The organism is Pseudomonas sp. PvP100, from assembly GCF_017833055.1.
GTDB classification, from domain to species: Bacteria; Pseudomonadota; Gammaproteobacteria; order Pseudomonadales; family Pseudomonadaceae; genus Aquipseudomonas; species Aquipseudomonas syringae.
On the sequence record NZ_JAFIBO010000001.1, the window covers coordinates 600386 to 615241 of the forward strand.

A 14856-nucleotide genomic window follows, 5' to 3' on the forward strand; every position below is an offset into this window, starting at 1 on the left:
AATACGGTTATGACTGCGACGCTCAAAGCGCCTGTAGACGAAACAGTGCGATCTTGTTGATCTCGGCCAGGGCGCAAGCGAACTCGACCTCGGGCGAGTGGTGGATGCGTTGCTCGAACGCCGCCAGAATCTTATGTCTGTCGCTGCCCTTGACCGCCATGATGAACGGAAAGCCGAAGCGGGCCTTGTAAGCCTCGTTCAACTCGGTAAAGCGCTGAAACTCTTCAGGCGTGCAATGGTGAATACCGGCGCCGGCCTGTTCATCGGTACTGGCCTGAGTCAGCTCGCCCTGAACGGCAGCCTTGCCTGCCAGGTCCGGGTGGGCATTGATCAGTGCCAGTTGTTGCTCGTGTGTGGCACCCAGCAAGATCTCGCTCATGCGAGCGTGCAGGGTCTCGACCTGATCGAGTTGCGCGCCTGTGCTTTGGTCGAACGCTTGCTGCGCGACCCACGGTGAGTGTTCGTAGATATCGGCGAAGACCGCGATGAACGCATCCCGGCCCAGGCTTGAAGGTGTCAGTGTCTTGAACGTGCTCATTGCTCGGCCTTGCCGGTAAACGGATGTTCAGTGTGCCAGTGCCGGGCGATATCGACACGACGGGTAAACCACACTTGCTCATGGCCTTTGGCGTACTCGATGAAACGCTTGAGTGCGGCGAGGCGGGCGGGGCGGCCGATCAGGCGGCAATGCAGGCCGATGGAAAGCATCTTCGGCGCGTCTTCGCCTTCGGCATACAGCACGTCGAACGCATCCTTGAGGTATTGGAAGAACTGCTCGCCATTGTTGAAGCCCTGCACCTGGGTGAAGCGCATGTCGTTGGTGTCCAGGGTGTACGGAATCACCAGATGAGGCTTGCCGGTCGGGTTGTTCGGCTCCCAGTACGGCAGGTCATCGTCGTAGGTGTCGCAATCATAGAGAAAACCGCCTTCCTCCATGACCAGGCGCCGGGTGTTGGGGCCGGTGCGCCCGGTGTACCAGCCCAGCGGCCGTTCGCCGCTGATCTCGGTGAGGATCTGGATCGCCTGGCGCATGTGTTCGCGCTCCTGGGCTTCGTCCATGTTCTGGTAGTCGATCCAGCGATAGCCGTGGCTGCAGATCTCATGACCTTCGGCGACCATGGCGCGGATCACCTCTGGATGACGCTGCGCGGCCATGGCCACGGCGAAAATGGTCAGGGGGATATCGAACTGCCTGAACAGCTTGAGAATGCGCCACACACCGGCGCGGCTGCCGTATTCGTACAGCGACTCCATGCTCATGTTGCGCTGGCCCTGGAGTGGCTGCGCGGCAACCATCTCGGACAGGAAGGCTTCTGATTCCTTGTCGCCATGCAGAATATTGCGCTCGCCACCTTCCTCGTAATTCAGCACGAAAGACAAGGCAATGCGCGCATTACCCGGCCAGCGTGGGTGAGGCGGGTTGTTGCCGTAACCGATCAGGTCGCGTGGGTAGTCAGCGCTCACTGCAAGCTTCCTTCTTGTCCATGGGGTGCGTTGGATGCGTTAAGTCAGGTGCAATGCCAATAGCGGTCAAGGCACTGTCGGATCAAGATTGTATACAATTTTATTTTCAGCTTGTAACCCTGTACGTTTCTGCACCGAAGCGTCTCAGCAAGAGTAAAACAAGCAAGAAACCTGCCTGACTGGTCAGCTAATCGTAAAAAACCTGATATTTTTCCTCTGCTTCCTTCTTGTATGGCCAATCCCGCGCCCAGCTAGCGTCCTGGCTAAGGGCTGTGGAACGATGAAGAATTTATTGTGTACAGGTTTTCCCGAAAGTGTCTTAATCGGTCGCAATCGCACGATGTAGAGCACTTCATTGGTGCACTGCTTCACCATGGCCGGCTGTGAGGAGTGAAGTTTTGGGAAAATTGACCACACATGTACTGGACGCCGCCCACGGCTGCCCCGGCAGCGCCATCCGCATCGAGTTGTACCGGGTCGAAGACCAGCGACTGCTGCATATTGTCAGTACGCTTACCAACAGCGATGGGCGCTGCGATGCGCCGCTGTTGCAGGGTGAGACTTATCAATCCGGCGTCTATCAATTGCACTTCAAGGCTGGCGATTATTACCGCACGCGGGGCGTGGTTCTGAATGAGCCTGCCTTTCTCGATGAGGTGGTGCTGCGCTTCGGCATTGATGCAGGTCAGGAACACTTTCATGTCCCGCTGCTAATCTCGCCGTACAGCTACTCGACGTACCGGGGCAGCTGAATACCTCTTGCCCGCCCCACACTGCGGGCTTTTTTTTGCGCGTGTCTGCGCTTTTGCCCTGTGTACAATGCGCCAGTCCCGACGCCGTCATCCACCTGCGCACGAGTGCCCATGAACGACCAGTCTCTGCCTCTCAAGAAACAGCCGCGCAGGCTTGGCCTAAGCCGTAACGTCACGCAAGACGATATCGTTTACGAACATGTCTTCGATGCCATCCTGGAACAGCGGCTGGCGCCGGGTACCAAACTGAGTGAAGAGGCGCTGGGCGAGATTTTCGGTGTCAGCCGCACCATCATTCGTCGCGCTCTGTCGCGGCTGGGGCATGAGGGCGTCGTGCTGTTGCGCCCCAATCGTGGCGCAGTGGTCGCCAGCCCCAGCGTTGAAGAGGCGCGTCAGGTGTTTTTCGCGCGGCGCATGGTCGAGAAGGCAATCACGCAACTGGCGGTCGAGCACGCCACTGCCGAGCAACTGGCCGAGCTGCGTCAGATGGTCAGCGACGAGCGCGACAGCTTTGCTCGCGGTGATCGGGGCGCCGGTATTCGTCTGTCCGGCGAGTTTCACCTTCAGTTGGCCGTGGCGGCGAGAAACGCGCCGCTGATCAGCTTCCAGCGCAGCCTGGTGTCGCAGACCTCACTGATCATTGCCCAGTACGAAACCGGCAATCGCACGCATTGTTCCTACGATGAGCACAGCCAGTTGATCGACGCCATCGAAGCCCGCAATGCAGCGCTGGCCGTCGAATTGATGATGCATCACATGGACCACATCGACAGCAAGCTCAACCTTGATGAAGACAGCGCCTCTGACGACCTGCATGCAGTGTTCTCGCATGTCATGAGCCGGAAAAAGACGAAGCGTTAAGGCCGCGCGGATAATTCAACTTTCGTGCGACGTTCCGTGTCGTCATGCCGTTGCGGACGCTCCGCGTCCTCTTGGCACGCGGGAGCGTGAGGAGCGAGATGCTAGCTTCTGTCATGCACCAATCGGCCACCCGACCAGGTCTGCTTCACCGTCCGGTCGTCACCGATGGTCATCAGCACGAAGAGAATCTCTTCGATAGTCTTCGCCTGCTTCAAGCGATATGACAGCAGTGGGGTGGCGTTGTAGTCGAGCACCAGGAAGTCAGCCTCGTTGCCGGGCTTCAGGCTGCCGACCTTGTCTTCCAGACGCAGCGCCCGCGCGCCGCCCAGTGTCGCCAGGTACAGTGACTTGACCGGATTGAGCCGCGCGCCCTGCATCTGCATGACTTTGTAGGCCTCGTTGAGGGTCTGCAGAATCGAAAAGCTGGTGCCGCCGCCCACGTCGGTGCCCAGGCCGACATTCACCTTGTGCTTCTCGGTCATTGGCAGGTTGAACAGGCCGCTGCCCAGAAACAGGTTGGAGGTCGGGCAGAAGGCAATCGCCGAACCGGTCTGCGCCAGTCGGGCGCATTGTTCGTCGCACAGGTGCACGCCGTGGGCGAACACCGAGCGCTCGCCGAGCAGGTTGAAGTGATCGTAGACGTCCAGATAATGCTTGCGCTCCGGGAACAGCGCCTTGACCCACTCGATCTCCTGAAGGTTCTCGCTGATGTGGGTCTGCAGGTACAGGCCGGGGTATTCGGTGAGCAACTGGCCGGCGAGGCTCAATTGTTCCGGGCTGCTGGTCGGCGCGAAGCGCGGCGTCACTGCGTAGCTCAAACGCCCTTTGCCATGCCAGCGTTCGATCAGCGCCTTGCTGTCGGCATACCCGGTTTCTGGCGTGTCGACCAGATAATCCGGCGCATTGCGGTCCATCATCACCTTGCCGGCAATCATGCGCAGATCAAGTGCCTGGGCCGCACTGAAAAATGCCTCGACCGATTCCTTGTGCACACTGCCGAACACCAGCGCCGTGGTCGTACCATTGCGCAGCAGTTCCTTTATGAAGATGTCGGCCACCTGCGCCGAATGCGCGGGGTCGGCGAACTGGCTTTCGCAGGGGAAGGTGTAGGTGTTGAGCCAATCCAGCAATTGCTCGCCGTAGGAGCCGATCATGCCGGTCTGCGGCAAGTGAATATGGGTGTCGATGAACCCCGGTGTGATCAGGGCGTCCGGGTATTCGATCAGCTCGACATCGTCGTCGAGGCGCTCCAGCAGATCGGCAGCGTGACCCACCGAAACGATCTTGCCGTCCTCGACCAGCAACAGGCCGTCGGCAAAGTATTCATAGGATGCCTCCAGCGCCACTTCGGCCGGGTCGGCGAGGCTGTGAACGATGGCGGCGCGGTAAGCTTTACGGCGGGAAACTGAACTCATGGCACTCTCGTTGGGACTCATTGCGACTGACTGCGGCGCGATGCAGGCAGCAGTCTGGCGATAGGTTCGGCGTTGGCGGTGTGTTGGCCAAAGCTGACATTGTAAGTGGCGATTATTTCCGCGGCGATCGACACCGCGATCTCGATGGGTAGCTTGCCTTTGACCTCGGCCAGGCCCATCGGGCAACGCATGCGTTGCAGCAGACTGGCGTCGAAACCGCGCTCCCGCAAGCGATGTTCGAACTTGACCCGTTTGGTTTTCGAGCCGATCAGCCCGAAGTAACCAAAGTCGCCACGCCTGAGGATGGCGGCCGTCAGTTCCAGATCCAGCTGATGGTTGTGGGTCATCACGATGCAATAGGTGCCGACCGGCAGTTGCGCGACCTCGTCGACCGGCTCGTCGTTGATGATCTTCGTCACGCCCTCGGGCATCGACTCGGGGAATTCCTGCTCACGGCTGTCGATCCAGCGTACCCGGCAGGGCAGGCTGGCCAGCAGCGGCACCAGGGCGCGGCCGACGTGACCGGCACCGAACACGGCGATCTGCGCGACGGGCTCGCCCATCGGTTCGAACAACAGCACGTTCACGCCGCCGCAGCACTGGCCCAGGCTTGCACCCAGGTTGAAGCGTTCCAGGCGCGTCTGCCGGGTGCCGCTGGCAAGCATCTCGCGGGCGATTTCCATGGCCTTGTATTCCAGGTGGCCGCCACCGATGGTGTCGTGGATGTGCTCGGCGCAGACCACCATTTTCGATCCGGCATTACGTGGCGTGGAGCCCAGCTCCTCGATGATCGTCACCAGAATGCCGGGTTCTCCACGGGCCTGCAGCTCGGCCAGGGCGCTGATCCAGTTGTTCATTTCTGCTCCAGGACAGAGTGATCCAGGCCAGGCGCCTTCGCGAGCAAGCTCGCTCCCACGGGGGCATCCTGAATAGGTGAAGACGAGCCTGGCGCCTCTTCATTTGCTCGCGAAGAGGCAGAAACAGTCGGCTCGGCCCTTTCGCTGGATGCGCGACGCGCAGCGCCGTGCTGGCGCATCTGTTCGCAGCCCCACAACACTTTTTCCGGCGTCGCCGGGGCGTCGATGTTTGGTTGATGACGATAGTCACCCAAGCTCGCCACGGCGTCCTTGATGGCGCACCAGGCGGCGATGCCGAGCATGAACGGCGGCTCGCCGACGGCCTTGGAATGGAACACCGTGTCTTCCGGGTTCTTGCGGTTCTCTACCAGCTTGATGCGCAGATCGAGCGGCATGTCTGCCACTGCCGGGATCTTGTAGGACGCCGGGCCGCTGGTCATCAGCTTGCCCTTGTCGTTCCACACCAGTTCCTCGGTGGTCAGCCAGCCGGCGCCCTGAATATAGCCGCCTTCGACCTGACCGATATCGATGGCCGGGTTCAGCGACGCGCCGACATCGTGAAGGATGTCGGTGCGTAACATCTTGTATTCGCCGGTCAGCGTATCGACGATGACCTCCACGCAGGCTGCGCCAAAGGCGTAATAATAGAACGGCCGGCCACGCGCCTGGCTGCGGTCGTAGAAAATCTTCGGCGTCTTGTAATAGCCGGTGCTCGACAGCGACACCTGGCCCATCCATGCCAATTGCGCCAGTTCGGCGAACGGCAGGTACAGCTCGCCGATCCGCACATGGCCGTTGCGGAATTCGACCTCTGCTTCGCTCACCTGATAGTGCCTGGCAGCAAACTCCACCAGCCTTTGCTTGAGGATTTCAGCGGCATTCTGTGCGGCTTTGCCGTTCAGGTCCGTACCGCTCGAAGCGGCAGTGGGCGAGGTGTTCGGCACCTTATCGGTGTTGGTCGCGGTGATCTGGATGCGCTCGATGTCCACCTGGAACACCTCCGCCACGACCTGCGCGACCTTGGTGTTCAAACCTTGGCCCATTTCGGTGCCGCCATGGTTCAGGTGGATGCTGCCGTCGGTGTAGATATGAACCAGCGCACCGGCCTGATTGAGAAAGCTGGCGGTGAACGAGATACCGAACTTGACCGGTGTCAGCGCCAGGCCTTTTTTCAGCACCGGGCTGCCGGCATTGAACGCACGAATCGCTTCGCGGCGCTCGGCGTACTGGCTGCTTTGCTCGAGGTCGGCGGTCATCTCTTCCAGCAGGTTGTGTTCGACCGTCTGGTAATAGTGGGTGATGTTGCGCTCGGTCTTGCCGTAATAGTTGGCCTTGCGTACGTGCAACGGGTCCTTGCCGAGGAAGCGTGCAATGCAGTCCATGACCTCTTCGATGGCGACCATGCCCTGCGGGCCGCCAAAGCCCCGGTAGGCGGTATTGGACGCAGTGTGCGTCTTGCAGCGGTGACCGTTGACGGTGGCTTCGCCCAGGTAATAGGCGTTGTCGGCATGAAACATGGCGCGGTCGACGATGGACGCCGAGAGGTCCGGCGAATAGCCACAGTTGCCGGCCAGATCCAGCTGTATGCCCTGCAAACGACCGTCATCGTCGAAGCCCACGTCGTACTCGATGTAGAACGGGTGGCGCTTGCCGGTCATCTGCATGTCTTCGAAGCGTTGCAGGCGCATCTTGGTGGGCTGGCCGGTCAAGCGGGCAATCACGGCGCACAGGCAGGCCGGACTGGCCGCCTGGGTTTCCTTGCCGCCAAAACCACCGCCCATGCGGCGCATGTCGACCACGATGCGGTTCATCGGCACGCCCAGCACCTCGGCCACCAGCTTCTGGATTTCCGTGGGGTTCTGGGTCGAGCAATAGACGATCATGCCGCCGTCTTCGGTCGGCATCACCGAGGAGATCTGGGTTTCCAGGTAAAAATGTTCCTGGCCGCCAATGTGCAGGTTGCCCTGCAGGCGGTGGGTTGCGCGGGCTAGCGCAGCGGCAGAGTCGCCACGCTTGTGGGTATGGCTGTCGAGCACGAAGTGTTTCTGGCGCAGGGCCTGGACCACATCCAGCACCGGTTGCAGGTCTTCGTATTCGATGATTGCCGCCATGGCTGCCTGGCGTGCAATGTCCAGGTCGCGAGCCGCCACCGCGAGCACCGGTTGCCCGACGAACTCCACCTTGTCGATGGCCAGCAGCGGGTCGCCGGGCAGCAACGGCCCAATGTCCTTGAGCCCCGGAATATCCTGATGGGTAATCGCGATGCGTACACCTTCGAAGGCGTAGCAGGGCGAGGTATCGATGCTGACGATACGCGCATGGGCACGGTCGGAAAGGCGTGCGTAGACGTGCAACTGGTTGGGGAATTCCAGGCGATCATCGATGTACACCGCTTCGCCGGACACGTGCTTGTCGGCACTGTCGTGCTTGACGCTGCGGCCAACGCCGGTGTTCAGACCCTGCTGAAATACCGCAAGCATCTCGGCCTGGGTGGCGTTTGGGGAATGCTCAGACATAGTCAGTCACCCGCGTTGGAACCGCTGGGGTCTGTAATTCGATTAAGTACTTGCGCAGCAGGTTTTGCGCGCTCAACAGGCGGTACTCCTTGCTCGCCCGGAAATCCGACAGCGGGGTGAAGTCCTCGCTCAGTGCAGCGCAGGCGCGCTCGACAGTTGCATGGTTCCATGGCTGCCCGATCAGCGCCTGTTCGCAGGCCGCTGCACGTTTCGGAATCGCCGCCATACCGCCGAACGCTACGCGAGCCTCGTGGATCACGCCGTCTTCCAGGGTCAGGCGAAAAGCAGCGCAGACCGCCGAGATGTCGTCATCCAGCCGTTTGGAGACTTTATAGGCGCGGAAAATCTGTCGCGCAGAGGCAGTGGGCACGATGATCTTTTCGATGAACTCGCTTTCCTGACGGGCCGTGACCTTGTAATCGATGAAATAGTCTTCCAGTGCCAGGGTGCGCTGACTGTTGCCTTTGCGCAGCACGACCTGCGCACCAAGGGCGATCAGCAGCGGCGGGGAATCGCCGATGGGGGAGGCGTTGCCGATGTTGCCACCTAGCGTGCCCTGATTGCGGATCTGCAACGAAGCAAAGCGCTGCAATAACTCGCCAAAGTCCGGGTATTCGGCCTTTAGCGCTGTATAACAATCGGTCAGCGGGGTTGCCGCACCGATCTCCAGGCGATCGTCGAAACGCTTCACGCCCTTCATCTCGTCGATGTGTCCGACGTAAATCATCACTGGCAACTGTTTGTGAAACTGCGTGACTTCCAGGGCCAGATCGGTGCCGCCGGCGAGTAGACGCGCCTGTGGATGGCTGTCGTAGAGGTCCGCCAGATCCGCAACGGTCAGCGGAATGAAGCAGCGTTTTTCGCCGTCATTCAGTTCATCGGTGCCGGCCGGGGCGATGGCGCGCAGGCGTTCGACGGTTTGCGCCTGGCGCTGATCGAACTGGTCCGGCAGGCGCTGCGCGCAAGACTGCTCGGCGGCGGCCAGAATAGGGCGATAGCCGGTGCAGCGACACAGGTTGCCGGCCAGGGCTTCGTGGGCCTGATGGGCATCGGCTTCGCTGCTGTTCTTTTGCAGGGCAAACAGCGACATCACGAAACCCGGGGTACAAAAGCCGCATTGCGAGCCATGACACTCGACCATCGCCTTCTGCACGCTGTGCAACTGGCCCTGATGTTTGAGGTCCTCGACGCTGATCAATTGTTTGCCGTGCAGCGACGCCATGAACGTCAGGCATGAATTGAGGCTGCGATAACGCAGCGTTTGCTCGCCGTCGGCGTCACTGTGCAACTCGCCTACCACGACGGTGCAGGCACCGCAGTCACCACTGGCACAACCTTCCTTGGTACCGGGCTTGTGTGCCTGCTCACGCAGGTAGGTCAGCACGGTCATGTTCGGATTCAGGCTGCGCTCGGTTTTTAGCTCTTGGTTCAAAAGGAACTGAATCACGGCGCAAAGCCCTCACGTTTATTGTCATCAGACATGTCGATGAATCTATCAGCTATGTTTATTGGGTCAATTTGTTTCTGACTTCAGAGTCAGGAAATTGAGTTTTTCGGCCATCTGCCGATCAAACAACCTCTGGTTCTTGAATTGCCTGCCGGCTGTATTCAAGGTTTTGCGTATTTCGTGCCAGTTTCCGTGTTTATGGCCCTGCGCCACCGGTGCCGGTTGAGATACACTCCGCGGCTTGCATGCGGAACTGGTTTTTTCTGAAGGATAGTCATGACGTTCAAGGCCCCGGACAGCCTCGCTGAGCAAATTGCTCATCATCTTGCCGAGCGGATCATTCGCGGTGAGCTCAAGCCTGGAGAGCGTATCCAGGAACAGAAAGTCACGCAGGCGTTGAACGTCAGCCGTGGCTCCGTGCGCGAAGCATTACTGATTCTGGAGCGCCGCCACCTGGTGGTGATCCTGCCGCGTCGTGGCGCACAGGTCACGGTGCTCAACGCACACAATGTCACCAGCCTGTGCTGCATGATGAGAGAGCTGTACATTCTGCTGGCCAACGCTGTGGTCGAGCGCTGGACGACCGAGGAGGATCTTGCACCGTTCATGCAGATACAACAGCGTCTGCAGACCAGTTTCGAGCAGCAGGACGTCAATGCATTCGTCGAAGAGAGCTTCAATGTGATGCGCGCAGCCTATCCGTTTGCCAACAACCCGTACCTTGAGGAAACCGTCGAGAATCTGCAGCCTTCCATGAGCCGCAGCTATTTCATCGCGCTCGAGCAACGCAAGGCCGATATGGGCGACTACCTGGCGTTGTTCGACGAACTGCTTGGCGCAGTGGTGGCACGGGATATCCCGAAGATTCGTGTTGTGTTGGTCAGCTACTGTCAGCGCAGCTGCCAGTTGGTGCTGGCCGCCCTGGCAGCGGGCTGACGCCGTGCGCCTGAAGTGCATCAAGCTGGCGGGGTTCAAATCTTTCGTCGACCCCACCACGGTGAACTTCCCCAGCAACATGGCGGCTGTCGTCGGCCCCAATGGCTGTGGCAAATCCAACATCATTGACGCCGTGCGCTGGGTCATGGGCGAAAGCTCGGCCAAGAACCTGCGCGGCGAGTCGATGACCGACGTCATCTTCAACGGCTCCACCAGCCGCAAACCGGTCAGCCAGGCCAGCATCGAGCTGGTCTTCGATAACTCCGACGGCACGTTGGTGGGCGAGTACGCGGCATATGCGGAAATCTCCATTCGCCGCAAAGTGACCCGCGACAGCCAGAACAGTTACTACCTCAACGGCACCAAATGCCGCCGCCGCGACATCACCGATATCTTCCTCGGTACCGGCCTGGGGCCGCGCAGTTATTCGATCATCGAACAGGGCATGATCTCCAAACTGATCGAAGCCAAGCCTGAAGACCTGCGCAACTTCATCGAAGAAGCCGCGGGGATCTCCAAGTACAAGGAGCGGCGCCGGGAAACCGAAAACCGCATTCGTCGCACCCACGAGAACCTGGCGCGCCTGACCGACCTGCGTGAAGAGCTCGAGCGTCAGTTGGAGCGTCTGCACCGACAGGCTCAGGCTGCCGAGAAGTATCAGGAATACAAGGCTGAAGAGCGCCAGTTGAAAGCGCAATTGTCGGCCCTGCGCTGGCAGGCGCTGAATGATCTGGTGGGTCAGCGCGAGGCGGTGATCGGCAATCAGGAAGTGGGCTTCGAGGCGTTGGTGGCCGATCAGCGCAGTGCCGATGCCAGTATCGAAAGGCTGCGTGACGGCCACCATGACCTGTCCGAACGCTTCAACCTGGTGCAGGGCCGCTTTTATTCGGTCGGCGGCGACATTGCCCGCGTCGAGCAGAGCATTCAGCACGGTCAGCAGCGGCTGCGCCAGTTGCAGGATGACCTGCGAGAAGCTGAGCGTGCCCGCCAGGAAACTGAATCGCACCTTGGGCACGACACCACCTTGCTCGCCACCCTCGGCGAAGAGCTGGAGATGCTTGAGCCCGAGCAGGAAATGACCAGCGCCGCCGCCGAGGAGTCGGCCATCGCTCTGGAAGACGCCGAAGCGGCCATGCAGGGCTGGCAGGAAAAGTGGGACGTGTTCAATCAGCAATCCGCCGAGCCGCAGCGTCAGGCACAGGTCCAGCAGTCACGCATTCAGCAGCTGGAACAGAGCATCGAACGCCTTGCAGAGCGCCAGCGGCGTCTGGCCGAAGAGCGTCAACTGCTGGCCGCGGACCCGGAAGATGCGGCCATTCTGCAATTGAGCGAAGACCTCGCCACCCGCGACATGACCCTTGAAGAGCTGCACATGGGCGAAGAGCAGGCGGTCGAGCGTCTTGAGCAATTGCGCGAGGCGTTGCAGCACGCCAGTCAGGCGCAACAGCAGGCGCAGGGCGAGCTGCAACGTCTCAATGGCCGGCTGGCGTCCCTGGAGGCGCTGCAGCAGGCTGCACTTGACCCGGACACCGGCACCGCCGAATGGCTGCGTGATCAGCAACTGGCCGAGCGACCGCGTCTGGCCGAGGGGCTGAGCGTCGAAGCCGGCTGGGAACTGGCCGTGGAAACCGTGCTTGGCGCTGATTTGCAGGCCGTGCTGGTGGATGACTTCGACGGCCTCGATCTGGCCGGTTTTCAGCAGGGCGACCTGCGCTTGCTCAGCGCGGGTGCTGACACGGTTCGCGCGCCGGGCAGCTTGCTGGAAAAGGTCGACAGTACGGTTGATCTGTCCGCCTGGCTGGGCCAGGTGATTCCGGTGGAGAACCTGGATGAGGCGCTGGCGCGACGCGTACAACTCAGCGCCGGACAAAGCCTGATCAGTCGTGACGGCTACTGGGTGGGGCGGCACTTTTTGCGTGTACGCCGCGCCAGCGAAGCGCAGAGTGGTGTGCTGGCGCGCGGTCAGGAATTGCAGCGGCTGAGTCTGGAGCGCGATGAGCGCGAGGCGACGCTGGCCACTTTGGAAGAGCAATTACTGGTCTTGCGCGAGCAGCAGTCGCAGGAGGAAGACGCCCGTGAGCAGTTGCGCCGTCGCGTGCAGGACGAAACCCGTCAGCAAAGCGAACTGAAAGCGCAGCTGTCGGCGGTCCGGGTAAAAGTCGAGCAGTTGACCCTGCGGCGCACCCGCCTTGATGAGGAACTGGCCGAGCTGGGCGAGCAGCGCGCAGTCGAGCACGAGCAACTTGGCGAATCGCGCCTGCAATTGCAGGACGCGCTGGACAGCATGGCGCAGGACACCGAGCAGCGCGAGGTGCTGCAGGCGCAGCGTGATGCGCTGCGTGAGCGTCTGGACCGGATACGTCAGGATGCGCGGCAGCACAAGGATCACAGTCATCAACTGGCGGTGCGTCTGGGCTCGATCAAGGCGCAATACGATTCGACCCGTCAGGCGCTGGAGCGCCTGCGCATGCAGTCCGAAAGGCTTACCGAGAAGCGCGAACAACTGAGCCTGAATCTGGAGGAGGGCGAGGCACCGCTCGAAGAGCTGCGCCTCAAGCTTGAAGAGTTGCTGGAACGGCGCATGGTGGTCGATGACGAAATGCGCATCGCCAAGAACGCACTCGAAGACGCTGACCGCGAATTGCGTGAGGCAGAAAAACGCCGCACCCAGGCCGAGCAGCAATCGCAACTGCTGCGTGGCCAGCTGGAACAACAGCGTCTGGAGTGGCAGGCACTGACGGTGCGTCGCAAAGCTTTGCAAGACCAACTGCATGAAGACGGCTACGACCTGCACGGCGTGCTCGCCACGCTGACGCCGGAAGCCAGCGAACAGGCTGCCGAGCAGCAACTGGAAAGCATCGCCGGGCGTATTCAGCGTCTGGGCGCAATCAACCTCGCGGCCATCGACGAGTATCAGCAGCAGTCCGAGCGCAAGCGCTATCTGGATGCGCAGGATGCCGATCTGGTCGAAGCGCTGGACACTCTGGAAAACGTCATCCGCAAGATCGACAAGGAGACCCGAAACCGCTTCAAGGATACCTTCGATCAGATAAATAGCGGAATTCAGGCACTTTTCCCAAAAGTTTTCGGTGGTGGCTCCGCTTATTTGGAACTGACAGGCGAAGATTTACTCGATACTGGGGTGACAATCATGGCGCGTCCCCCTGGCAAGAAGAACAGCACCATTCATTTGCTGTCGGGCGGTGAAAAAGCCCTGACGGCGCTGGCGCTGGTGTTTGCCATTTTCAAACTCAATCCTGCGCCGTTTTGCATGCTTGACGAGGTGGATGCGCCGCTGGATGACGCCAACGTGGGTCGCTATGCACGCTTGGTGAAAGAAATGTCACAAACGGTGCAGTTCATCTACATCACCCATAACAAGATCGCCATGGAAATGGCCGACCAACTGATGGGGGTGACGATGCACGAGCCCGGTTGTTCGCGGCTGGTAGCGGTGGACGTGGAGCAGGCGATGGCGCTGGTGGATGCCTGATTCGACGCCTCGTTCTGCGGGCAAATGGCCGCCCGGAGGCCTGAAAATGAGACGCTGGTACATGAGATGGCAATTTGGGCGGCGAAGAGACGTAACAGACGGTGTAAAGTTACCTTTGGTCGTGCTAGTTTAGTGACCACTTTTTATTTTCGCGTGGGCGAATTGCCAGTCAGAACATAGACTTGGCACCACGTATTAAAGGGGTTTAGGCCCTTATTTTCAGATTTCTTCATTAGAGGCACTGGATTACATGGAAATCGGTCTGCGCGAGTGGCTGATCGTCATCGGCATAATAGTCATCGCCGGTATTCTCTTTGATGGCTGGCGCCGTATGCGCGGCAGCAAGGGTAAGTTGAAATTCAGACTGGATCGGAGCTTCTCCAACCTTCCGGATGAAGAAGAAACCACGTCTGCCGAAGTGCTGGGGCCGCCCCGTGTGCTGGATACGCACAAGGAGCCGCAGCTCGACGAGCAGGATCTGCCGTCCATGAGCGCCAGCCCGCGTGAAGGCAAGCGCAGCAACAGCGACAAGCGCAATGACAAGAAACGCAAAGATGAGCCACAGCAGGGCGACCTGAACCTGGATCTCGACGGCCCGAGCCTGTTCACCGGCCGCGACGACGATTTTCCGGATGACAAGCCTGCCCAGCGCATCACCGAAGACAAGGACCTGCCTCCGGTTGAGGAAGTACTGGTCATCAGCGTGATCTCGCGCAGCGAAGGCGGTTTCAAGGGCCCGGCACTGTTGCAGAACATTCTGGAAAGCGGCCTGCGTTTTGGCGAGATGGACATTTTCCACCGTCACGAGAGCATGGCTGGCAACGGCGAAGTGCTGTTCTCGATGGCCAATGCGGTCAAGCCCGGCGTGTTCGACCTGGACGATATCGACCATTTCAGCACCCGTGCGGTCAGCTTCTTCCTCGGCTTGCCAGGCCCTCGTCATCCCAAGCAGGCATTCGACGTGATGGTTGCCGCCGCTCGCAAACTGGCTCACGAGCTGGATGGCGAACTGAAGGATGATCAGCGCAGCGTCATGACCGCGCAGACCATCGAGCATTACCGCCAGCGCATCGTCGAGTTCGAGCGTCGTGCGTTGACCCAGCGTCGCGGTTAAG

General features: G+C 60.2%; 11 protein-coding genes. 5 read left to right on the forward strand and 6 right to left on the reverse strand.

What is annotated here, in order from left to right:
- Positions 1 to 22: 22 nt before the first annotated feature.
- Complete coding sequence (gene uraD / locus JOE39_RS02640) at positions 23 to 538, reverse strand: 2-oxo-4-hydroxy-4-carboxy-5-ureidoimidazoline decarboxylase (RefSeq protein WP_065093733.1); 516 nt, start codon at positions 536 to 538, stop codon at positions 23 to 25.
- Positions 535 to 1464 carry an allantoinase PuuE gene (puuE, locus tag JOE39_RS02645; RefSeq protein WP_003343034.1) on the reverse strand — a complete coding sequence of 310 codons (930 nt, stop codon included), beginning with the start codon at positions 1462 to 1464 and terminating at the stop codon, positions 535 to 537. Before puuE ends, uraD begins: the two co-directional genes overlap by 4 nt.
- 398 nt (positions 1465 to 1862) lie before the next feature.
- Between puuE and uraH the strand changes: the two genes are divergently transcribed.
- Together uraH and JOE39_RS02655 are read left to right on the forward strand one after the other, a co-directional pair.
- Positions 1863 to 2216 carry a hydroxyisourate hydrolase gene (gene uraH / locus JOE39_RS02650; RefSeq protein WP_024661484.1) on the forward strand — a complete coding sequence of 118 codons (354 nt, stop codon included), beginning with the start codon at positions 1863 to 1865 and terminating at the stop codon, positions 2214 to 2216.
- 111 nt (positions 2217 to 2327) lie between these two features.
- The gene (locus JOE39_RS02655) at positions 2328 to 3077 is read left to right on the forward strand and encodes a GntR family transcriptional regulator (RefSeq protein WP_024693061.1); all 750 of its coding nucleotides are present in this window, start codon (positions 2328 to 2330) and stop codon (positions 3075 to 3077) included.
- Between the two features lie 101 nt (positions 3078 to 3178).
- Here JOE39_RS02655 and guaD read toward each other — a convergent pair whose 3' ends face one another.
- Genes guaD through xdhA form a run of 4 tightly spaced genes read right to left on the reverse strand, consistent with a single transcriptional unit; the run spans position 3179 to position 9312 of the window.
- Positions 3179 to 4492, reverse strand: a complete 1314-nt coding sequence (gene guaD / locus JOE39_RS02660) for a guanine deaminase (protein ID WP_210077929.1) — start codon at positions 4490 to 4492, stop codon at positions 3179 to 3181.
- Between the two features lie 17 nt (positions 4493 to 4509).
- Positions 4510 to 5349 (reverse strand): xanthine dehydrogenase accessory protein XdhC, encoded by an 840-nt coding sequence (gene xdhC, locus JOE39_RS02665; RefSeq protein ID WP_003415822.1) that lies wholly within the window; start codon positions 5347 to 5349, stop codon positions 4510 to 4512.
- Positions 5346 to 7865 (reverse strand): xanthine dehydrogenase molybdopterin binding subunit, encoded by a 2520-nt coding sequence (xdhB, locus tag JOE39_RS02670; protein ID WP_122335389.1) that lies wholly within the window; start codon positions 7863 to 7865, stop codon positions 5346 to 5348. Before xdhB ends, xdhC begins: the two co-directional genes overlap by 4 nt.
- Entirely contained in the window at positions 7858 to 9312 is a 1455-nt protein-coding gene (xdhA, locus tag JOE39_RS02675; RefSeq protein ID WP_122335388.1) for a xanthine dehydrogenase small subunit, read from the reverse strand. The genes xdhB and xdhA overlap by 8 nt, the downstream gene beginning before the upstream one ends.
- Positions 9313 to 9588: 276 nt before the next feature.
- On the opposite strand from xdhA, the gene JOE39_RS02680 reads away from it, so the two are divergent.
- The 3 genes from JOE39_RS02680 to zipA all read left to right on the forward strand — a co-directional run bounded on the left by JOE39_RS02680 (position 9589) and on the right by zipA (position 14855).
- A complete protein-coding gene (locus JOE39_RS02680) occupies positions 9589 to 10248 on the forward strand; it encodes a GntR family transcriptional regulator (RefSeq protein ID WP_029573233.1) in 660 nt (219 codons plus the stop codon).
- Positions 10249 to 10252: 4 nt separating this feature from the next.
- Entirely contained in the window at positions 10253 to 13741 is a 3489-nt protein-coding gene (gene smc / locus JOE39_RS02685) for a chromosome segregation protein SMC (protein ID WP_003423392.1), read from the forward strand.
- Positions 13742 to 13991: 250 nt separating this feature from the next.
- Positions 13992 to 14855 (forward strand): cell division protein ZipA, encoded by an 864-nt coding sequence (gene zipA, locus JOE39_RS02690; protein ID WP_003343047.1) that lies wholly within the window; start codon positions 13992 to 13994, stop codon positions 14853 to 14855.
- Position 14856 lies beyond the last annotated feature (1 nt).

Bases quoted from the DNA above. Each gene is read 5' to 3' on its own strand.
- JOE39_RS02680 (WP_029573233.1), top strand. From the start codon at position 9,589: ATGACGTTCAAGGCCCCGGACAGCCTCGCTGAGCAAATTGCTCATCAT.
- guaD (WP_210077929.1), bottom strand. From the start codon at position 4,492: ATGAGTTCAGTTTCCCGCCGTAAAGCTTACCGCGCCGCCATCGTTCAC.
- uraD (WP_065093733.1), bottom strand. From the start codon at position 538: ATGAGCACGTTCAAGACACTGACACCTTCAAGCCTGGGCCGGGATGCG.
- xdhB (WP_122335389.1), bottom strand. From the start codon at position 7,865: ATGTCTGAGCATTCCCCAAACGCCACCCAGGCCGAGATGCTTGCGGTA.
- zipA (WP_003343047.1), top strand. From the start codon at position 13,992: ATGGAAATCGGTCTGCGCGAGTGGCTGATCGTCATCGGCATAATAGTC.
- JOE39_RS02655 (WP_024693061.1), top strand. From the start codon at position 2,328: ATGAACGACCAGTCTCTGCCTCTCAAGAAACAGCCGCGCAGGCTTGGC.
- xdhC (WP_003415822.1), bottom strand. From the start codon at position 5,349: ATGAACAACTGGATCAGCGCCCTGGCCGAGCTGCAGGCCCGTGGAGAA.